The 21,186-nt window shown below is 59.5% G+C and carries 15 protein-coding genes and 5 pseudogenes; 8 read left to right on the forward strand and 12 right to left on the reverse strand.

Features of this window, described 5'->3' with window-relative positions; translation table 11 throughout:
• Positions 1–12: 12 nt before the first annotated feature.
• Complete coding sequence (locus tag J3O30_RS29505; protein WP_077987951.1) at positions 13–1,464, reverse strand: NAD-dependent succinate-semialdehyde dehydrogenase; 1,452 nt, start codon at positions 1,462–1,464, stop codon at positions 13–15.
• Positions 1,465–1,541: 77 nt separating this feature from the next.
• Between J3O30_RS29505 and J3O30_RS29510 the strand changes: the two genes are divergently transcribed.
• The 8 genes and pseudogenes from J3O30_RS29510 to J3O30_RS29545 all read left to right on the forward strand — a co-directional run.
• Positions 1,542–2,372 carry an IclR family transcriptional regulator gene (locus tag J3O30_RS29510; RefSeq protein WP_131713993.1) on the forward strand — a complete coding sequence of 277 codons (831 nt, stop codon included), beginning with the start codon at positions 1,542–1,544 and terminating at the stop codon, positions 2,370–2,372.
• A 555-nt stretch (positions 2,373–2,927) separates the two neighbouring features.
• On the forward strand, positions 2,928–4,208 hold the full coding sequence (locus J3O30_RS29515) for an ABC transporter substrate-binding protein (RefSeq protein ID WP_207585700.1): 1,281 nt from the start codon (positions 2,928–2,930) through the stop codon (positions 4,206–4,208).
• 140 nt (positions 4,209–4,348) lie between these two features.
• The gene (locus tag J3O30_RS29520; protein ID WP_028756302.1) at positions 4,349–5,245 is read left to right on the forward strand and encodes a branched-chain amino acid ABC transporter permease; all 897 of its coding nucleotides are present in this window, start codon (positions 4,349–4,351) and stop codon (positions 5,243–5,245) included.
• Positions 5,245–6,204 (forward strand): branched-chain amino acid ABC transporter permease, encoded by a 960-nt coding sequence (locus J3O30_RS29525; protein ID WP_245315054.1) that lies wholly within the window; start codon positions 5,245–5,247, stop codon positions 6,202–6,204. The genes J3O30_RS29520 and J3O30_RS29525 overlap by 1 nt, the downstream gene beginning before the upstream one ends.
• On the forward strand, positions 6,201–6,977 hold the full coding sequence (locus tag J3O30_RS29530) for an ABC transporter ATP-binding protein (RefSeq protein ID WP_028756304.1): 777 nt from the start codon (positions 6,201–6,203) through the stop codon (positions 6,975–6,977). The genes J3O30_RS29525 and J3O30_RS29530 overlap by 4 nt, the downstream gene beginning before the upstream one ends.
• Positions 6,934–7,614, forward strand: a complete 681-nt coding sequence (locus J3O30_RS29535) for an ATP-binding cassette domain-containing protein (protein WP_245500483.1) — start codon at positions 6,934–6,936, stop codon at positions 7,612–7,614. The genes J3O30_RS29530 and J3O30_RS29535 overlap by 44 nt, the downstream gene beginning before the upstream one ends.
• A gap of 445 nt (positions 7,615–8,059) precedes the next feature.
• A pseudogene (locus J3O30_RS29540) lies at positions 8,060–8,440 on the forward strand (thiamine pyrophosphate-dependent enzyme); the annotation flags it as partial.
• A 235-nt stretch (positions 8,441–8,675) separates the two neighbouring features.
• Positions 8,676–9,080: pseudogene (locus J3O30_RS29545) on the forward strand (bifunctional folylpolyglutamate synthase/dihydrofolate synthase); the annotation flags it as partial.
• Between the two features lie 71 nt (positions 9,081–9,151).
• On the opposite strand, the gene trxA reads toward J3O30_RS29545, so the two are convergent.
• From trxA to J3O30_RS29600, 11 genes and pseudogenes are all read right to left on the reverse strand, one after another.
• Complete coding sequence (gene trxA, locus J3O30_RS29550; RefSeq protein ID WP_003544118.1) at positions 9,152–9,472, reverse strand: thioredoxin; 321 nt, start codon at positions 9,470–9,472, stop codon at positions 9,152–9,154.
• 11 nt (positions 9,473–9,483) lie between these two features.
• Complete coding sequence (locus tag J3O30_RS29555) at positions 9,484–9,786, reverse strand: hypothetical protein (RefSeq protein WP_077987947.1); 303 nt, start codon at positions 9,784–9,786, stop codon at positions 9,484–9,486.
• Between the two features lie 246 nt (positions 9,787–10,032).
• Positions 10,033–10,788: pseudogene (locus tag J3O30_RS29560) on the reverse strand (plasmid partitioning protein); the annotation flags it as partial.
• A pseudogene (locus J3O30_RS29565) lies at positions 10,783–11,093 on the reverse strand (IS6 family transposase); the annotation flags it as partial. The pseudogenes J3O30_RS29565 and J3O30_RS29560, both read right to left, overlap by 6 nt.
• Before the next feature lie 150 nt (positions 11,094–11,243).
• Positions 11,244–12,014, reverse strand: a complete 771-nt coding sequence (locus J3O30_RS29570) for a hypothetical protein (RefSeq protein ID WP_183628102.1) — start codon at positions 12,012–12,014, stop codon at positions 11,244–11,246.
• Between the two features lie 429 nt (positions 12,015–12,443).
• On the reverse strand, positions 12,444–13,076 hold the full coding sequence (locus tag J3O30_RS29575) for an adenylate kinase (protein WP_028756144.1): 633 nt from the start codon (positions 13,074–13,076) through the stop codon (positions 12,444–12,446).
• A gap of 106 nt (positions 13,077–13,182) precedes the next feature.
• Positions 13,183–15,153 (reverse strand): acetate--CoA ligase, encoded by a 1,971-nt coding sequence (gene acs / locus J3O30_RS29580; protein WP_049810880.1) that lies wholly within the window; start codon positions 15,151–15,153, stop codon positions 13,183–13,185.
• A gap of 359 nt (positions 15,154–15,512) precedes the next feature.
• Entirely contained in the window at positions 15,513–17,651 is a 2,139-nt protein-coding gene (locus J3O30_RS29585) for a malonate decarboxylase subunit alpha (RefSeq protein WP_245518325.1), read from the reverse strand.
• A gap of 263 nt (positions 17,652–17,914) precedes the next feature.
• A complete protein-coding gene (locus J3O30_RS29590; protein ID WP_164570258.1) occupies positions 17,915–19,087 on the reverse strand; it encodes an iron-containing alcohol dehydrogenase in 1,173 nt (390 codons plus the stop codon).
• A 119-nt stretch (positions 19,088–19,206) separates the two neighbouring features.
• Positions 19,207–20,857 (reverse strand): annotated as a pseudogene (locus J3O30_RS29595) (acetolactate synthase large subunit).
• 56 nt (positions 20,858–20,913) lie between these two features.
• Entirely contained in the window at positions 20,914–21,180 is a 267-nt protein-coding gene (locus tag J3O30_RS29600) for a hypothetical protein (RefSeq protein ID WP_131624601.1), read from the reverse strand.
• Between the last annotated feature and the right edge of the window lie 6 nt (positions 21,181–21,186).

A 21,186-nucleotide genomic window follows, 5' to 3' on the forward strand; every position in this document is an offset into this window, starting at 1 on the left:
GTCGTCAGCTGCTTAAGCGATCGCCGAGCACAGATATTTGATTTCCAGGTAGTCATCGATCCCGTAACGGGAGCCTTCCCGTCCGAGGCCGGACTGCTTGACGCCGCCAAATGGCGCTACCTCGTTCGAGATCTGACCGGTGTTGTGACCCACCATGCCGTACTCCAGCGCTTCGGCCACTCGCCATGTCCGACGGACGTTTTCAGTATAGAAATAGGCAGCCAATCCGAATTCCGTATCGTTGGCCATAGCGACTGCCTCTTCCTCTGTCTCAAAGCTGAAGAGAGGCGCGACTGGCCCGAAGGTTTCCTCGCGTGCGACCTTCATCGCCTGTGTCGCTCCCGTCAGGACGGTTGGTTCGAAGAATGTCCCGCCAAGGCTGTGTCGCTTGCCACCTGCGACCACTTTCGCTCCCTGCGCGACCGCATCGCTAATATGGTCCTCGACCTTGGTAATGGCGTCAGCATCAATCAGCGGCCCGATCGTTACGCCTATCTGCGTACCTTCACCGACTTTCAGTGCAGAAACCTTCGCGGCAAGCTTTTCAGCGAAGACAGCGTAAACACCGGACTGCACGTAGATACGGTTTGTGCAGACGCAGGTCTGACCAGCATTGCGGAATTTCGAAGCGACGGCACCATCGACGGCGGCATCGAGGTCCGCGTCGTCAAAAACAATAAAAGGTGCGTTGCCGCCGAGCTCCATTGATAGTTTTTTTATCGTCGGCGCCGACTGCGCCATCAGAATTCGCCCCACCTCGGTCGATCCGGTGAAAGAGAGTTTTTTGACAATGTCGCTTTCCGTCAGCACCTTGCCGATCTCGCGTGCTTTTCCTGTCACAATCTGAAAAACGCCGGCGGGAATACCTGCCTGATCGGCCAGAACGCCGAGAGCAAGCGCCGTGAGGGGTGTCTGCTCAGCCGGCTTAACCACCATTGTGCAACCGGCAGCCAGCGCAGGCGCCGCCTTGCGTGTAATCATTGCTGCCGGGAAGTTCCAGGGCGTGATCGCAGCGCAGACACCGATCGGCTGCTTGAAAACCAGGATGCGCTTGTCGGTGGTGGGTGCGGGTATGATGTCCCCATACACTCTCTTTGCCTCCTCGGCAAACCATTGAATGAAGGAGGCAGCATAGAGTATTTCCCCCCTGGCTTCGGAGAGGGGCTTACCCTGTTCAGCCGTCAACAGCGCGGCGAGATCGTCTGCATTTTCTACTATCAGATCGAACCAGCGAAGCAGGACGGCCGCTCTTTCCTTGGCTGCAAGCGCGCGCCACGATCGGAACGCCATCTCGGCCGCTGCGACCGCCTGCTCAATATCTGCCGTCTCCAGCGCAGGGACGGTGCCGACAATCTCCCCCGTCGCGGGGTTGTTGACGGCTACGTTGTTCTGAGAGCTCGCAACCCACTTGCCATTTATCAGGCATCGATCGCGCAGCAGTTCCGTTTTTTTTAGATTGACCATGACCTCCCCCAAGCGTAGAGTTCAATTTGTTGAACCAATATCGTTATATTGAACTAGCCTGACAGGAGGTATCGAAAGTGTCAAGTGCAAGACTCGCCGCAGTGGACGACACTGCGATCGGCAAATCCGTCGACTCTGTTCCGGCGCTCAGGCGCGCGGTCTCGATCCTCGATCTTGTCACCAATTCCAGCGAGGCAATGTCGGCCGCCGACATCACACGGGCGATGTCGTTGCCAAAAAGTACGGCTCACGGCCTACTTGGCGTGATGGTAGAGCTTGGCCTTCTTGTTCGCAAACAGGACGGCACGTTCCGGCTCGGCCCGCATCCTATGCGTTGGGCGCACGGTTTTTTATCCGAGATGGACATGGTGTCAGTTTTCCGGAATTATTTCGCTTCCGACACCACATTGTCTCCCTACACGGTCACACTGACGACTCTTGACCGTCACGAGGTCGTCTATATTGATTGCCGTAATTCCGACCAGCCCCTGGGGCATACTTTCCGGATAGGAATGCGCCTTCCTGCCACCTTTACCGCGACAGGCAAAATGCTGCTTTCCGAAATGCCGGAGGATAAGCTCGATGCTCTCTTCAGAGCGAACTTTCCTTTGCCCCTCACCTCTAGAAGCGTCAAAAATCTTGCCGCACTAAGGCAGGAGCTGGCTGACATACGTATGCGTGGTTTTTCGATCGATAACGGTCAGGTTCGCGAAGGGATGATCTGCATCGGCACCGCTCTGCGAGATCATACGAGATGCGCGGTTGCCGGCATTGCCATCAGCCTTCTGGAAAGCGAAACGACTCCGGCGCTTATCGAGTCACTCGGAGAGACGATGCGCAAATCAGCCGCCATTCTTTCCGAGCAATTGGGGCATAACAGCTCATCACGCATCAGTGTCGAAGGATAGCGCAGCGTTTTGAGAGAGCGGAAATTTACTGCCGACCAAAGGAGACCAGGTGGGGTTGGCTCAGCTTGAGCAACGTGGCTGCTCTTTGACCCTAAGGCAGGCCGTCGCAGCGTCGAACCGAATGGCTGCGAAAATCGTGGATTTGGGCTCACCGTCAATCCGATGCAAGTGTCAATGTCGCGGTTCGCTCGCCAGGCGAATGGCTACATAAGCAGCTGACGAAAATCCTCTCCACGTCGACTTGTTGATGGAGGTTTTGCCAAAAGCGAGCTTCTGGCGGAGTTCAGGAGAAGTCGTCCTCAGTGATTCTTCGTGAGGCTGACGGCGCCCGTTTCCCCTTTAGGAACAGTTCGCGCCGCTGATTGTACTCGCCTTCTGGCTGAACAGCCGCTCCTCCATCTTGACGTTGGTTGCAATACTCACTATACACAGTAATGAACCTAGTTCAACATAATGAACTCGGTGGCGTGGCCGCAGCGTGAGAGGACGCTTTCGGCCTACCACGCAAGCGTGTCATTGCACCGGAACAGGCAATTTGCCGTAGAGGAGGAATCTATGAAAAAGTCGTGGTCTCTGACCATTGCAGCCATCTTTCTGTCTGCCACCGCCCCCGATGGCCTCTCGGCTCAGGAGCCAAAGCCCTTCACTATTGGTGTTGTGACGTTCCTGTCCGGTGCACCGGCTGGTCCCTTCGGCATCCCCGCAAAGATTGCCGCCGAAGTCTTCGCCGAGCAGGTCAATGCCGGTGGCAAGCTCCCGGCGCCGTATGACAAGGTCGGCTTCGGCGGCCGTCCGATCGAACTCGTCGTCATCGACGAGGCCGGTGGCACCACCAAGCAGGTTTCCGAACTACGCAACCTCGTCGAACAGAAGGGCGTAGACATGATCGTAGGCTACACGTCCTCGGGCGATTGTCTTGCGGTCGCGCCTGTTGCCGAAGAACTGAAGACCATGACACTTCTCTTCGATTGCGGCACGCCGCGCATCTTCGAGGAAGCTGACTACGAATATGTATTCCGCCCCGTTGCAACCGCGACGATGGACAACGCCGGTGCCGCACTCTACGTCAACGAGACAGTCAAGAAATTCAACACCTACGCCGGCATCAACCAGAACTACGCCTGGGGTCAGGACGCCTGGAACGACTTCGAGGGCACACTGAAGAGCCTTCGCCCCGAAGTGACGCTGACGACCTCGCAGATGCCGAAGCTCGGTGCCGGTCAGTACAATACTGAAATCTCCGCAATTCTCGGCAGCAAACCCGATATCATTCATTCGAGCTTCTGGGGTGGCGACCTTGAGGGTCTCGTGCTTCAGGGAGCGCCACGCGATCTATTCAAGAACGCCACTGTCGTTCTGACGGCAGGCGAAACGGCGATTCATCGCCAGGCCAAACAAATCCCAGATGGCACCATCATCGGCGCCCGCGGTCCAAACGGCATCTTTGCACCGGACAACGCCTATAACGACTGGTTCAAAACCGCTTACAACGCCAAGTCCGCCACGCCCCCCAGCTATCCGTCCTACCACATGGTGCAGACGCTTTTTGCGGCGAAGTTCGCTTATGAGAAGGCACAGGGCGGCGACACCGCCAAGACGCCGACTACGGAGGAGATCGCCGCTGCTCTCAAGGGTTCCACCTTCCAGGGTCCCTCGGGCGAAGTGAAGATGTCGATGGGCAAGGGCAACCAGGCTGTGCAGGAAATGGTCTATGGCCGCATCAAAACCGTCAATGGCAAGCTGACCTTCGTCGATGTGATCCGTTACGCTCCAGAAAGGGTGAACCCACCGGAAGGCATGACCAGCCATGAGTGGATCAAGAATAAGCTGAAGTGACTTGTCCACCGCGGCATCGCTTGCGCGGGTTCTCCCGGCGCGTTTGGCGCCGCAATCCCTTTGAAGCGGTTTTCGCCCGTCGCATGCCACGCTGGCACCGAAAGATGAATCCCGCCCGTCGTTTCGAAATGGTGTGTGGCATGAACGCGTTTCTAGGCGCTATTATTGACGGCATTCTGTATTCCGCATGGCTCTTCATCATCGCAGTCGGCCTGACGCTGATCTACGGGGTGATGAAGATCCTCAACATGGCCCATGGCACGTTCTATGCCATCGGCGCCTACATGTCGGTGACTCTGCTGGGTTGGTGGTTCGCCCAGGGCCTGCCGCCCGCTGGAAGCATTCCGGTCATGATTGTCGCGGCGCTGATCGCCGGTACGATTGTCGGCCTCGTCGTCGAACGGGGCGTCCTGCGCTTTTTCGCGGGGCGCGATCCCGTCGTGCTGCTGCTGGTAACCTATGCGCTCTTCCTCATTCTGGAAGACGTGGTGAAGCTCATCTGGGGTGTCGATCCATGGATAGCCTCCGACCCGGTGTGGGCATTCGGCAACGTCTATCTCGGCCCCCTTGTCTATCCGACCTACAACCTCATTGTCGTCGTCGTGGCGATCGTCAGTGGTGGTCTCCTGACGTGGTTTCTGCAATTCACTGCCAAGGGGAAGATGCTGCGCGCCGTCATTCATGATCCGGAAGTATCGCAGGCGATGGGCATCAATGTCAGCCGCTGGAAAGTGTCGGCCTTTGTGGTCGGCTCGATCCTCGCCGCACTCGGCGGCGCCTTCACAGCGCCGACCATCTCGGTGGCGCCGGGCATGGGCGTCGAAGTGGTCGTCATGATGTTCGCAGCGGTGGTGATCGGGGGGCTTGGATCGATTCCTGGCACCATTGTCGGCGCCCTGATCGTCGGCTTCGTCCGCTCACTTGCGGTCCACTATTGGCCCGAAGTCGAAGTGTTCAGCATCTATGCAGTGATGGCTATCGTTCTCGCCATACGTCCGCAGGGGCTGTTTTCCGGTGTGGAGCTGCGCAAGATATGATGAACAAAACCAAAACCTTTGTGCCGGTCGCCGTCGGCGCGGCACTTTTCCTAATCGTCGCGGCCTGGGCGCTACCCACCTGGAACTTCGTCATCTCGATCGGCCTTGCCAAGGGGCTCGCGGTTCTCGGCCTCGTGCTGATGATGCGCGCTGGGTTGGTCTCGTTCGGCCAGGGACTTTATTATGCTATCGGCGGCTATTCCGTCGGCTTGATGGTCAATCTCTGGAGAATCAACGAAGCGGTTCTCTTGCTCATCGCCCCGGTCGTCATCGCCGCGGCGACTGCAGCAGTCGCCGGTCTCCTTCTGTCGCGTTACCGCGACATCTTCTTCGCGATGCTGACGCTCGCCCTGTCGATGCTTCTCTACGGTCTTCTGGTGAAGTCGGTGGAACTTGGCGGCACGGACGGCTTCAACATCCGAGGCGTGACCTTGTTCGGCCTGCCGCTGAGCGGTACTGCGCGTTTCAACGGCCTCGTTATCCTCGTCCTGATCTGTTTCACAGCGGTGATAACCGTCTGGTACTTCGGCAAGACGGCGCTCGGTCGCCTGCTGCCTGGCATCAAGGATAACGAGATTCGCGTCGAGTATCTCGGCGCGTCTGCAAGCAAGACGATCTATCTCTCCTACATCCTTGCGGCAATTCTAGCCGCCGTAGGTGGCTCCATGAGCGGCATTCTCGTCGCGCATGTGGATCCGGAAATGGCCTTCTGGGCAACCTCGGGCGAATTCGTGGTGATCGCAGTCCTTGCCGGTACTGGCAACATCTTCACGCCCTTCATCGCCGCGCTTGCACTCGAATTTGTCAGGACGTTCGCCTATCAGCATGCCCCCAACACTTGGCAACTGGTACTTGGCGTCATCATCCTCTCGATGATCCTGTTCCTGCCGACAGGCCTGGGCGGCATCCGTTTCGGTAAGCGCAACACGACCACCGTCGAGGCAGGAGAAAAAGCATGAAGCCGATTATTGAAGCAAAGAGCCTCATTAAGCGGTTCGGCGCGGTAACTGCCGCAAACGACGTGAATGTCGACATCATGTCTGGAACGATTTCGGGGCTGATCGGCACAAACGGCGCCGGCAAGACGACGTTTATCAATATGATTACGGGCTACCTCGGCCCGGACTCCGGTTCGATCCTGCTCGACGGACAGGAAATCGTCGGGCTTTCACCTCGTCAGATCACTCGGCGCGGCGTTGCCCGGTCCTTTCAGATTCCGCAATTGTTCAACTCGCTGACAGCGATTGAGAACCTGATGTTTGCCTACAGCGCCACGGACAGCGTTGGCATCAAGGGCTTTTCAATTCTTTCCGACGACGAGCTCGCGACCCATGCTGACGAGAGGCTCGAGGTGTTCGGACTTGGAGCGTTCCGCAACTCGATTGCCGGCACGATGCCCGAAGGCATCCGCAAGCTTCTCGACATTGCAATTGCCATGGTTGGCAAGCCGAAGGTTCTTTTCCTGGACGAGCCGACGAGCGGTGTCGCCAGCGAAGAAAAATTCTCGGTCATGGACCGCATTATTGATGCGACCCGTGTCGCAGGCGTCAGCGTGCTCTTCGTCGAACACGACATGGAGATCGTTGGCCGCTACTCCGACCGCGTGCTCGCTTTCTTCGAAGGCCGGGTGCTGATTGATGGACCTCCGGAAACGGTCCTCAGCGACCGACAAGTGCGCGAACTCATCATTGGTGAAGAACATTGCGTTCGCAGGGAGGATAACCATGCTTGAAGTGAAGTCAATCAACGTCTCCATCGGCGGGGTACCTATTCTGCGTGACGTTTCCATGAAGGTCGAAGCCCGCTCGATGGTCGGAATCGTCGGCCGCAATGGTGCCGGCAAGACCACGTTGATGCGTGCGATAATGGGGCTCTTGCCACTCCGGGCAGGTTCGATCCATTATGAGAAGAAGGACATTTCACGTGAGGCGCCGCATCTGCGCGTGCACCACCAGATGGGCTTCGCGCCGGAAGACCGGCGCCTTATTCCCGAACTGACTGTTGAGGAAAACCTGCTTATTCCGGCATGGGCAGCTGGCGTCACAGATGCGCAGAAGCGGCTCGACGATGTCTATGCGCTCATTCCGGAGGCAGCGGACTTCCGCCATCGCCGCGCCCTGCAGCTTTCAGGCGGCCAGCAGAAACTCGTGGCCATCGGTCGCGCACGCATGACTGGCACCCAGCTGTTAATGCTAGACGAGCCATTCGAAGGCGTCGCCCCCGCGCTTTCCAAGCGCATTTCCGAGGTAGTCGCATCCCTGCAGCCGCTTGGTCTTTCCATCCTTCTTTCCGGCGCCGATCTTCGGCACGCCGGTAAGGGCCTCGATATGGTTTATCGCATGGACCGTGGCCAGATCACTTCTATTTGACCGTCATTGGCAGCGCCTGTGCATCTCTGCTGCGTCCCAACCGCCGCATACGAAATTGTGAACCACTTCGGTAACCTGTGGTTTCGACGGTTGCTCTTTCAAGGCTGCGTTGAGGCATTCGCGCGGGCTTAGGAGCGCGGGTCTAAATACTGGTCATTCTTTGTTCTTCATCATTGCCGCCTGAAGCTGTGGGCAAGTGGGATCCTATCCCGAGGAATGGTTAGCGGGATAGCACTGGCCTACCAGTGTTTCGGGTGGGGTCGGTTGTTGATGACAATCAACTTACGACATCTCGTCACCTTTGTCGGCTTCGCGACACGCATTCGTCTTCGCCCAATCGCGCATTTTTCGCCCTGAAGCCTATCGAACCGCCCCTGCGTTTGCGGTGGTGATCGGGACGGATTGCGACACGACATGTCGGCAACCCTACAAAACCCCTCCGCCCGTGGGCGCGGGACTGCCGTCGGCGATTATTGTCGCGATGCTCAATCCCGGGCGCCGCGTCATGGCGGTCTGCGGCGACAACGGCTTCCACATGACCAGCCAGGAACTGGAGACGGCCCGCCGCCTCAAGCTCAACCTGGTCGTGCTCATCGTGGAGGACGGCGGCTACGGCATGATCCGCCATAAGCAGGCCGCCCGCGGTTTCCCGGATTTCGGCAACACCGTCGACAATCCGGATTTCGGGAAATTGGCCGAAGCCTATGGGGTCAAGGGCACGCGCGTCGAAGCGCTGGACGATCTGGTGCCAGCGCTGGAAGCCGCTTTCGAAGGCGGCGGCGTCCATGTCGTCGTAGTGCCGATCGATTATGCGGAGAACAAGTGAGTGCTCACCGACGAGCTGCAACTCGCGCAAAGCGTAACCGGGATAAACCGCCCTCAGGAGCCCAGGAGGTCAACAGCAATGATCATCTTTTCAGAGCGGACGGCAGGCCCTGCTGTCCGAGAAAGCAACAGGAGGACCACAACATGAAACAGTTTATCTTCCAGACCCCGCCAAACATTCGAGGCAGGCGCATCCAGCAAGATCGCCGACGTCCTCAAGGGCTACAAGGCCGCCCGGCGCCGAGATCTGGATCGATGGCGGGCATAATCCCGGTGCCGGCGAAGTGATTGCCGAAGCCATGGCCAATTTCGAGGAACGCCAGTCTTGGCCGCTTTTTCTGATCATCGGCATGATCAATACCAGGGATCCGGTCGGCTATTTCAAGGCCTTTACCGGCCTGGTCGAGAAGGTTTTCTGCGTGCCGATCCGCGGCAGCGAAGCGATGATCGATCCCGTGATATTGTCAAATGCCGCTTATGATGCCGGTTTGGTTGCCGAACCGATGTTGACGGTCGGCGATGCGCTGGAAGCGATAAAAGCTGTTCTCGATCCGGAGGCATTGCCGCCGCGCATCCTGGTCGGCGGCTCTCTCTATCTCGTCGGTGACGTGCTTGCCGACAACGGCACGCCGCCGAAATGAAGGCTGCGAAATGAAAAAGCCCGGTCGAGCCGGGCTTTTTCGTCAATGTGAAATAAATTCGTCGATATCAATCAGGCAGCGCTCGAAATCCAGTTCGAAAGGGCCGTCTTCGGCTTTGCGCCGACAGAGATATCGGCAACTTCGCCGCCCTTGAAGATTGCAAGGGTCGGAATGGAGCGCACACCGAACTGTGCAGCGAGTTCCGGGTTCTCATCGATATTCAGCTTGGCGACCTTGACCTTGCCTTCCATCTCGACAGCGATTTCTTCGAGGCTCGGAGCAATCATCTTGCACGGACCGCACCATTCGGCCCAGAAATCGACGACGACGGGTTCTGCGGATTCCAGAACTTCCGACTGGAAGTTATTGATATCGACTTTCACGGTAGCCATGGGCTGCTCCTTTACCGGAATTGGGTGTTGAACGGGCGTGTCGCAAAGCGGACGGCCGAACGCATTGGGCTGAAATACGTTCCGCAGCCGCTCGACAAATACACGCTGGTGATCTCTTCTTCTGAAATGGCTTCTGCGGGTGCGGGCCATTGCGACAGTCCTTCTTTTGTGAGAGTGCCGATCTCCCCGTCGTGACAGGAGACGCCGAAGATGTACCGGACCCCCTCGTTCTCAATCGCCGAGACAAGGAGGTTGGCCTCTTGACCATGCGCATTCTCAAAGTGTGCATAAAGTGCCTCCTGACGGTTTTGCATATGTATAAAGTCATTATTCCGTCATGGCGATATAGAACCGTTATTTATTAGTCAACTGTCAATAAGCTGCCACGCCAACAAACTTCCCGACTCGATCGGAAGGCCTTTCGTCCCTCATTGAATTTTCTCTTATTGAGGACGCAGCGAGACAACCTCAGCGATCCGCTCCGCGGTCCGGCGTGGGGCGTCTTCGCCCGGAAGGAACGATCCCCCGGCGGGCAATTAGTCGTCCTTGCCACCATGTTCCATGCTCTTGGCAAGCCACTCGGCCAGCTTCGCGTCATCGGGCGCGAAGAGGGCAGACTGATGCACGAAGCGCTCTTCCTTGAAGTGCTCGACAAGGGCAGCGCGGGTGTCCCGGACGCGCGGGCAGGGAACGACACTCGTGCCGCCGCAGGACGCTTCCAATGCCGGGCGAGAGAGGCACGCGAGGAACTCCTCCGTGCCCATGTTCGGAAGATAAGCGTCGGCACCGATGGCATCGCCGGCGACCCGGACAACGACGCCGCTGTCCGAACGATTGGTGCGGGCCGACAGCGCGTCGATCAAGGTCAATCTAGCCACGACGCGTAGCGTATCCATGTCGAACACCAGCTTGCCGCTTTCACCGATCAGCCGGACGACGTGCCGGACGAACCGCCTGGACCCATAGAGATGCCCGGAGACTTCGGAGCCGGAGTCGACCGAGACGTTCTGCCCGGCAAACGCAAGCACCAGCATTGCCATGAGCGTATCGTCCTCGATCGGAGCCCGTGCCAGCGCCTCGTGCAGCGCGTCGGTGCGGAAATCGCCGATCATGCCGATGCCGTTTCGGGTCACGTCCGGCCGGGTCTTGGCTGAAACGTCGATGGCCTCGTTTCCGTCCTCGCCGCCGGGCGCGGTCGGATCGCCCTTGCCTTTCGCTTGTCTGGCTTCCGGCATCCGAAAATGGGCAGACTGCACCTTGCCCTCACGATCGAGAAACATGGCGGTGCAATCGCCTTTGCCGGACTTGCCGTACAGGTAACGCCACTTACCGCGGATCTTGACGTAGGTCTCGTCGATCCTGACCGAACCACAATGCGAGCGCCGAAACTGGCGCAGCCGCTTCTCGATCATCGGAGCATAGGCAAGTACCCAGCGGTTAATCGTGCTGTGGTCCACTTCGAAGCCGCGCTCTTGGAACATCTCCTCAAGGTCTCGGTAGCTGAGCGGATACCGCAGATACCAGGCCGCCGCCTGCACGATGAGCCATGCTCGAAATGCCGCCCTTTGAAATCATCTTTCGACCAGCGCTTCAGCTTCTCGGCAATGGTATTCAGAATCACAGGCTCGCTCCACAAACTCGAAGCGAGAATTTCTCCGGCGAGCGTCAACAGACGGTTAACTAAGAAAATTTGCGACAGGCCCGGTCATCGCCCTGGCCCCGAGGACGCTGGAACGGGACGAGCGACTTGGTTTTTCGCAGTGAGTTGCTGCTATGGAGCGCCGACCTTTGCTTCAACTCCAGTCACACCATAGCCGTCCTGCTCAAGGGCGGCGGCGTACGCGACGGCATATGCCGCGATCTTATCCGCACAATCCATTCCATTGATAACTTGGCGAGCGTCGATGAAGTTGGTTGCCCGAAGATTAATGTAATCCGAGAGCTTCTTGCCGGTAAACCAGCCTTCCTTCAAGCCCATGACAAGCACCTTCGCCGCAATTTCCGGTACCAGTGCTCTTGCTGGAACGGAAACGAGATCAATGCCGAGCTTGATGCTGGCCACGCGGTAGTTTTTCTTGTGCGTGAGTTGGGCGTATCCTCTCCCAAACCAGCCTTGACGCCAATATGGGGAGGAGACCCAAGGCAGCCCGCCCTTTGCCCATGCGCTGTCAAGACGGGCAATCGCCTGAAAGTCAGATATCGCGAGAGTCTCGCGCACCGGCTTCATAAGGCATCTAGTTTCATGAAATGCTGTAGCCAACACGTAGGCGCATTGGTTGCGCTGTAATGTGTGCACCTTGCATTCCGAGATTAGAAGTCGGGCGTCCCCGCGGTCGAGGTCGCCGACGCCGCTTTTGGCGGCAAACGCCACGGCGACGCAAATTAAAATAATCAGGCATGCTGCAGCGAGTGTTCGGAGTATCGGCTCCGCTTCCCGTTCAGGGTGCCGCATGAGTGCGCCACCTACGTAGTCGAAGGCGTCTCGTGCGTGTTCTACGTCTGATGACGGGCGGTACTTGCCATAGTAGTAGGCTATCTGCATCGCTTAACTCCGCAATATGCTGAGATGAAATCGACAGACGCCCCGCATAGGTGCGCAACTCAATTTTAGTTTGTAAACAATAGGGTAGCGTACGTAACGGACCAAGGAGAGCAAAGTGACTCTTGCCGGGCGCCGCTCTGTCAATCGTTGTACTTATGGGCTGTGGCCAAAGAAAAAGAGAACCCAGTCGACACTCCCAATGGAGAAAGAGAACGTTGGGAGCTATGAGCGCGCGAGAATGGCGAGCGCGAAGTTCGGATCACCTCCTTTCCATGCTCCTTGAGCGCCTCTGGACCTCGCGTATCGTCTCCTCCCGACTCGACAGCACGTTGATGAACTCGGGCATGTGGGAGATGTCCTCGCGGGCGATCACTCTGTTTTTGCCTGTTTGATCATCATGGAGCGCGAATTCGGATCACCTTTCCTGACTCATTCGAATTCGGCCCGCGACAGACTGGTTTGTTCGCTTTCGGGCTTGCGATGGAGCCGCAATTCCGCAACAAGGCTGGACGTAACCTCATCGACGGGCCTCAGCCCATTAACGGTGCGTAGGAGCCCGGCGGTGCGGTAGTAGTCCGCGAGCGGCTGCGTCTGCGTCCGGTAGGCCTCGAGCCTGACTTTCAGCGCTTCCGGATTGTCGTCGGCGCGCACCGGCCGGCCTGCGGCCTTGGCCTCGCGCGCCCGATAGATGATGCGGTCTAGCAGCACGGATTCGTCGACGTTCAGTTCGAGCACCGCATCCAGACCGAGGTGTGCCTTTTCGAGCGCTTCATCGAGGGCCCGCGCCTGTCCCAGCGTGCGGGGAAAGCCGTCGAGGATGAAGCCGGACGCAGCGCCCGGCTCGGCGATGCATTCGAGGACGCAATTGACGACGATGCCGTCGCCAACCAGTTCGCCCCGCGCCATAAGGTCGCGCGCCGCAAGGCCAACCGGCAAGCCCTTGGCGGCAGCGGCGCGCAGCATATCTCCCGATGACAGCTGCGGCACGCCCAGCCGCTCGGCGAGGCGCGCTGCCTGCGTTCCCTTGCCCGCCCCCGGCGGTCCAAGCATGATCAATCTCATCATTCCCTCCTTCGTAGGTCTGCCTGCGGATTGTCTTTTCCCTGATCGTCTCGTCGGCGCCGATGCGACGACGCGCTGGAACCCACGTCTTCATCTTATGCTGCCATCAGCCATCCTTCCGGTTCTGTCGGTTGACTATCAGATCGTCGACGACCGCGGGATCGACGAGCGTCGAGGTGTCACCGAGGTCGGCAAAATCGTCCTCAGCGATCTTGCCCAAGATGCGGCGCAGAATTTTTCCCGAGTGGGTTTTCGGCAGGCCGGGGGCAAATTGGATCTTGTCGAGCGAAGCGAGGGGGCCGATCTTCCCGCGCACCCAGGAAACGAGTTCCTTCCGCAGGTCGTCGTCGTCGTTTTCGCCATCTATGAGGGTGACGTAGGCGTAGATGCCCTGACCCTTAATCTTGTGAGGATAGCCGACTACCGCGGCTTCCGAGACCTTGGCGTGGGCGACAAGGGCGGATTCGATCTCCGCCGTGCCCATGCGGTGGCCGGAGACGTTGATGACGTCGTCGACGCGGCCGGTGATCCAGAGATAACCGTCCGCATCGCGCCGGCAGCCGTCGCCGGTGTAAAATTTGCCGGGATAGGTGGAAAAATATGCCTCGAAGCGCTCATGATCACGGTACAGCGTGCGCATCTGGCCCGGCCAGCTGTCGGCGATCACCAGGTAGCCGTCTGCAACGCCGTCGAGCACGTCTCCCGCCTTATCCACGAGCTCGGGCTTGACGCCGAAGAAGGGCTTGCTGGCGGAGCCTGGCTTCAGGTCGGTGGCGCCAGGCAGCGGCGTAATCAGGATGCCGCCGGTCTCGGTCTGCCACCACGTATCGATAACAGGGCAGCGCTTGTCGCCGACCACATTGTAGTACCATTCCCAAGACTTGGGATCGATCGGCTCGCCGACCGTGCCGAGCAGGCGCAGTGAAGAGCGCGAGGAGCGCGTCACGAAGTCGTCGCCGGCACCCATCAGCAAGCGAATCACCGTCGGCGCCGTATAGAAGATGTTGACCTTGTACTTGTCGATGACTTCCCAGAAACGACCCTGATCCGGGAAGTTCGGCACGCCCTCGAACATCAGCGTAGTCGCGCAGTTCGCCAGAGGCCCGTAGACCATATAGGAGTGGCCGGTCACCCAGCCGACATCGGCCGTACACCAGTAGACGTCGCCGTGGCGATAATCGAAGACATATTCATGTGTCATCGCCGCATAGACGAGATAACCGCCCGTCGTGTGCACCACGCCTTTCGGCTTGCCGGTGGAACCCGACGTATAGAGGATGAACAGCGGGTCCTCAGCGTTCATTTCCTCGGGCGGGCATTCGTCGGGAACGGTCACGGCCAGTTCGTCGTAATAGTGATCGCGGCCTTTCAGCATGCTGACGGCCGCGCCGGTCCGCTTGACAACGATGACGCTTGTCACCACCTCGGGGAGCTTATCCAGCGCCGCGTCGACATTGACCTTCATCGGCTTATTGCGCCCGCCGCGTGGGCTTTGGTCTGCGGTCACCACGACGGTGCTCGCGGCATCGGCGATGCAGCTTGCCAGTCTATCGGACGCGTAACCGCCGACGACGAAGGAATGGACCGCGCCGATGCGCGCGCAGGCGAGCTTCGCATAGGCGGCTTCGGGGATTATCGGCAGGTAGAGGGTGACGCGATCGCCCTTCTTGACGCCTTGCTTCTTCAGGACGTTCGCCCATTTCATAACATGGGCGTGTAGTTCGCGATAGGTGATCCGGACGGCGTCATCTTTCGGGTCGTCCCGCACCCCGATGATGGCGATCTGATCGCCCCGCTCGGGCAGATGCCGGTCGACGCAATTATAGGAGACATTGGTGGTGCCGTCTTCGAACCATTTAATCGAAACCTTGCCCGGCTCGAACGAGGTGTTCTTGACGGTGCCGTAAGGCTTGAACCAGTGGATGCGCTTGCCGTGCTCGCCCCAGAACCCCTCGGGGTCGGCGATCGAAGCCGCATACATTGCCGCGTAGCGCTCCGAGTCGATGAAAGCGCGCTCGGCCCATTCCTTCGGAACCGGATAGGCGCCTGTCACCTGATTGTTGCCGTTATCTGTCATGGTTTTCTCCTCAAAAAGGGTTTGCCAGTCGCACCGCCGCCGTCAACCGGGCGGCGGGCTGGTCAGAAAATTGTGCCCGACGTCGATCTCGTGCAGCTCGAAGAGTGGGGGCACAACTGGGAAGAGATCCTCTGGTCCCAAGACTAATCCTGCACGGCGGCGTCGATCGGCCCCCAATCGATACATACGGAACGCGATAAAACGGTGTTGCCGACTGGCCGATCACAGCCCTCCACCGTTCCGCCTGGAGCCGGTTCTTTCTGGCGTGCGTTGCTGCGTCTCTTCCTGATGATCTTATCCACGCACATTCCCAATGCCTTTCACGCACGAATTATGCTTTCCGTTCGACAGGTCCGGCCTCACGTATCCTTTCCGATTGTCGCGGCCTTGCGGAACTGCTCGAAAATCTCGGTCATCCGCTTGCGGGTGATGGCGAAAGCGTTCTCGCTGGCCTTGACCGCCATGCTGGTGATCTCGCGCGAGCCGATCAGCGCCACCTCGTAAGCCTGTTTCGCCAGTTCGCCGCGCTCCTTGGGGGCAAGGGCCGCATCCTCAAACATCATCAGGAGCTGTGAGGAAGCCGCGCGGAACAATTCCAGCTGCTTTTCGACGACGCCGTAGGCGCCTTTGTTGGCAACCTGCGTGGCCTGCGCGAAGGCCTCGATATTCCTGGCCTGCTCCCTAACAAGTGCTGCCGGATCGGCGCCCGGCATGTTGAACTTGGCGAGCATCTCGTTGATCTGGTTGGTCAACGTTTGGATATCCGGGGTCTGCGATGTAGGCATGGTGGGCTTCTCCTCAAACGATGGGGTTACAAGGTTGCCGGCGTCTAGCCCATAGCGGGCGGGCCTCGTGCTGCGCTCTGCATCGAAATCTATGCCCTCTGAAAGCAGGCGTTCGAGCAGCAGCTGGTCGAGATTCATCGGACCGTCGGCGAAGATCACAGCCGCCATTTCGCGCGGCTGGCGGATGATCGGCCGGAACTCCATATGGGCGAGGATGTCGCGCTCGATATCGATCCCCGGCGCGACTTCGATTAGTTCCAGCCCCTCAGGGATCAGCGAGAAGACGCAGCGCTCGGTGACGATGAGCACGGTCTGGTGGGTCTCGCGGGCATATTCGCCCGAGAAGGTGATCTGCTCGACCTTTTCGATAAACTTCGCCTGCCCTTCCTGCAGGATGACGAGCTTGCCGTCCCGGATCTCCGTGCGCAGGTCCTTGGTAAACGTGCCGCAGAAGAAGAGAAGGCGGGTGTTCTGAGAAATGTTGATGAAGCCGCCGGCCCCGGCGAGGACATCACCGAACCGACTGACATTGACATTGGCTTGCGCATCGACCTGCGCGAAGCCGAGACAGGCGAGGTCCAGCCCGCCGCCGTCGATGAAATCGAACATCTGGTTCTGGTCGATGATCGATTCGGGGTTAATGGCCGCGCCGAAATCCAGCCCCCTCTGTGGGGTGCCGCCGATGGTGCCGGATTCGGTGGTGAGCGTGAGCTGGTTGATGATATTCTCTTCCGTCGCGACCGCCGCAAGCCCTTCCGGCATGCCGATGCCGAGATTGACGACATCTCCCTTCCGCAGTTCTAAGGCGCAGCGCCGCACGATGATCTTGCGTTCGTTCAGTTCCATGGAGGCGGCGCGGTCCGGCGGCGTGCGGAGTTCGCCGGAGAAGGCGCCGTTGTATTGGGTCGCATAGGTCTGCATGTGATGTTCCGGCTCGGCGACGACGACGTAGTCGACCAGGTGGCCGGGGATTTTGACGTCGCGAGGGTTCAGCGAACCGGCGGCGCCGATCCGCTCGACCTGCGCGATGACAATACCCCCGCTGTTCTTGGCGGCGGTGGCGATCGTCAGGTTGTCGAGCGTCAGCGCCTCCTTCTCCATCGTGACATTGCCGGATGGATCGGCCGTCGTGCCGCGCAGGATGGCGACGTGGATGGGGAAGGTCTTGTAGAGGAGCCCCGGCTCACCGTCGATTGCCGTGAGCTCGACGAGGTCTTCCGTCGTGTTGGAATTGAGCTTGCCGCCGTCGATGCGCGGGTCGACGAAGGTCCGAAGTCCGACTTTCGAGATCAGCCTGGGCTTTCCCACAGCGATCTCGCGGAAGAGATGGGAAATGATCCCGAGCGGCAGATTGTAGGCCTCGCACTTGCCGCTGACCGCCAGTTCCGCCAGCTTCGGCACCAGCTTGAAATGCCCGCCGATGAGGCGTTTCACCAGCCCGTCATGCGCAAGTCGGTTGAGGCCCTTGTCTTTGCCGTCGCCCGGGGCGGCGGCAAAGAAGAGGGTGAGATTGCTCGGCTCGCCCGTTTCGAGGAAACGCTTCTCAAGGGCGCAGATCACCGCCTCCGGCGTACCGATTCCGACGAAGCCGGAAAAGGCGACTGTATCGCCCGAGCGGATCATCGCGACGGCTTCGGCGCCGGAGACAATCTTGGTAGTGGATTTGTCAATTCCGCCCTTTCCATAGAATGCAATCTGATGCCGTTCTGGCATATTTTGTTTCCTTCACGTGTTCGAACCAATGCGGTTAAACCGCAATGTGGATGGCGCCGGTCCCTCCCGCTGCCTCGCAATAGCTCTCAAGATTCGTGCCAAGCCGCCCGATTGAGCTGACGAACAATTATTTGCTGCTGTTTCAGCTACGTGGGCGGAAAATACGGGATCGGGCGAAGTGGAATGGGTGTTGCAAAGCCGACAAAGGTCACGACGATGTCGTAAGTTGAATGTGGAGATTCCGGTTTGTCGTCCGAGCTCGGTCATAGCCTGCTCGCTCCCGCAAGTGCTTTGGCATAGATCGCCCGAACTTGGTCGTAGTCGAGCTCGCGCGGATTGTTGACCAGTAGGCGATCCTTCTGTTTCATCGCATCCTCCGCCAGCTTGGAAAGATCGCCTTCGCCGATTCCAACCGCCGAAAGCGAGCCGGGCAACCCGCAGTCTCGGCAGATCGCCTCGATCTCGGCGATGAAGGCCACAGCGTCCGCCGCATCGGACTGGCGGCGATAGCCGGGCTGGATAACGTCGGAGAGCTCGGCATAGAGCGCTTCGGCCGCCGGCCGGTTGAATTCCAACACGTAAGGCAGGACCAGCGCAACGGAGAGGCCGTGCGCCTCATGGAAGATCTCGCCGATCGGATAGGCGAGCGCATGCACCGCTGCAACCGGCGAATGGGCAAACGCCATGCCGGCCAGCATGGAGCCGAGCAGCATTTCCGAGCGCGCTTCGAGGTCAGAGCCGTCCGCGCACACTTTCCTCAGATTGGCCGACAGCAGCGCCAGCGCCTTCAGCGCGAGCCAGTCGGAGGTCGGGTTCTTCTTGATCTTGCCGGTATAGGCCTCGATCGCGTGCACTATGGCGTCGATTCCCGTCTGGGCGGTGAGGTGCGGCGGCAGGCCGAGCGTCAGTTCGGGATCGAGGATCGCCCAGTCCGGGATGAGGAGCGGCGAGATCACCGCCTTCTTCTCATTGTTCAGCGTTTTAACGATGGAGACCGGCGTCACTTCCGATCCGGTGCCCGCCGTGGTCGGCACCAGCAGCAGTGGCAGCCGGTCGCCGGTGGCAAGGTCGATACCGTAGATATCATCAAGCCTGTCCGGGGTTTTGGCGAGATAGGCGACGAGCTTTGCCGTATCCAGCGCGCTGCCGCCGCCGATCGCCACGACAGCGTCGAAGCCGCGCTCGCGGCAGATTTCTGCCGCCGCTTCGATGACATGCGACGGCGCGTCGACGACCACGCCGTCGAACACGGTGAGCGCGATGCCGGCTTCGGCAATCGCCGCTTCCGCATTGCGCGTCAGCCCGGCCGCCCACACCTTCTCGTCGGTGACGAGCAGCACATGGGCGGCCTTGTAGCCCTTGAGGAGCTCGCCGATCTTGCTGGACGCGCCTGCGCCGAAACGGATGTTGGGCGTGGTCTGGAAAGTGAAGGCCATGTGTTTGGTCCTTTTGTTTGGCTCTCTCGGGCGGCAGGGCGGCCTGCCGCCCCCTCTGAAAAGCCGATCCTTGCTGTCGACCGCCCCGGGGCTCCCCGAGGCGGTTTATTTCGGGTCAATCAGGCGCTCGGCGGTTTCGCCTTGCCCGAGCGCAACTCGTCGATGCGATAATCGATCGGCAATGCGACCAAATGCACGCCGCCGCCTTCGAAAGCGGCTTCAAGCGCCGGCACCAGATCGTCCAGCGTTTCGACGCGCGTGCCCTTGGCGCCATAGGCTTCGGCCAATTTCACGAAATCCGGATTGCCGAAGGAGATGCCGAAATCCGTGAAACCGCGGGCGGCCTGCTTCGAGCCGATCATGCCGTAGCTGCCGTCAACCAGGATGAGCACAACCAGATTGACCTTGAGGCGGCGAGCCGTCTCAATCTCCTGGCTGGTCATCATGAAGCCGCCGTCGCCGCAGACCGCCATGACGCGGCGCTCGGGATTGATCATCGCTGCCATCATCGCCGAGGGCAGGCCCGCGCCCATAGTCGCCAGCTCGTTGTCGAGCAGCAGCGTATAGGGGTGATAGGTCCGGTAGCTGCGGGCGAACGCGAGCTTGTATTGACCATTGTCGAGCGCCACGATGTCGCTTTCCCGCATGAACTTGCGCGTGCACCAGTCGATCCGGGGTGACCGGCCAGCTTGCGTCATCGGCGCCGTTGCAAATCCGGGAGAGGATCTCCTCGCGCAGCGGCAGCAATCCGCCGGCATTGGGCAACTTACCCTCGAGGCGGTCCGCCAACGCCTCGAGAGCAGGGCCGATGTCGCCGATGACCTCGAGTTGCGGGAAGTAGACCTGCTCGACTGGCGCCGGAGTATCGTCGACATGGATGACTTTCGGTCCCTTTGGCTTCATGATGAAGGGCGGTTTTTCGGTCGTGTCATGGCCGATCGTAATGATCAGGTCGGCCTCGTCGACGGCGGTGTGCACATAGTCGCCTCCGGAAAGCGCCGCCGTGCCAATATAGAGGCTGGAGTTCTCGGGCACTGCGCCCTTGCCCATCTGGGTGGTGAAGAACGGGATGCCGGTGCGGTTCACAAACTGCGCCATTTCCGCTGTAGAGCCGGGACGCGACACGGCGGCCCGCGAGGCGCCGGCCCCAAACATGAGAAGCGGACGCTTGGCTGTCGTGATGCGGGCGGCGGCGCGATCGAGGGCCGTATCGCTTGCTATCGGCAGGTCGCGCTGGTGCGGCGCAATCAGCGCTACCACTTCCTCGTATTTATCGGCCGCGATATCTTCCGGAAGCTCAAGATACACTGGCCCCGGCTTTCCCTCCTTGGTGACACGGAATGCCTCTCTGACGGTCGAAGGGATCATTTCCTTCGACGCGATCTGCATTGCGAACTTGGTCAGGGGCTTCATAGTCGCGACGGCGTCGACCCTCTGAAAACCCGCCTGGGGGCGGCTCTTGATCCCCTTCTGGCCGGCGATCAGCACCAGCGGCATCCCGTTGAGCTGGGCATAGCCAGCGCCGTTGCAGAAGTTGAGCATGCCGGGGCCGAGCGTCGCCAGGCAGACGGCGGGCTTGCCAGTCAGGCGGGCATAGTTCGCGGCCATGTAGATGGCTCCCTGTTCGTGTCGGGTCGGCACGAACTTGATCTTCTTCGACTTGCGCAGCGACTCGAGGAGGTCGAGGGTTTCCTCGCCGGGGATGCCGAATATGTAAACTACGCCCTCGTTCTCAAGCGCCGACACAAAAATGTCAGACCCCTTGATCACGGTGCGGCCGCCCTGAGAGCTGGGTGGGTTCTTCCTGCTTTTTTTTGTCATGTCAGTCACCTTTCAATTGCTGCTGTGAATTCCTGGTCGCCGCGCTGCCGCCGACCGCCGTTCCTGACATTGTCGATGTTCAGCACCTTGTCGCCCGCGTTGCGGATGGCGTTCGCCTTCTCGCCTTCGCCGGGGGAGCGTGAGGCACGTCGCGAGGCACTGCGGTCGGATTGGAGAGACCAACCGCTCGATGTTCGGAGTATACCTATCAGATTGCGCATAAAATAGCACCGCGACGGTTTTCCTTTAATATGGTGGCTGTAGATCGTCACGACATA

Origin of the sequence: Rhizobium sp. NZLR1 (genome assembly GCF_017357385.1) — a bacterium.
Lineage (GTDB): Bacteria > Pseudomonadota > Alphaproteobacteria > Rhizobiales > Rhizobiaceae > Rhizobium.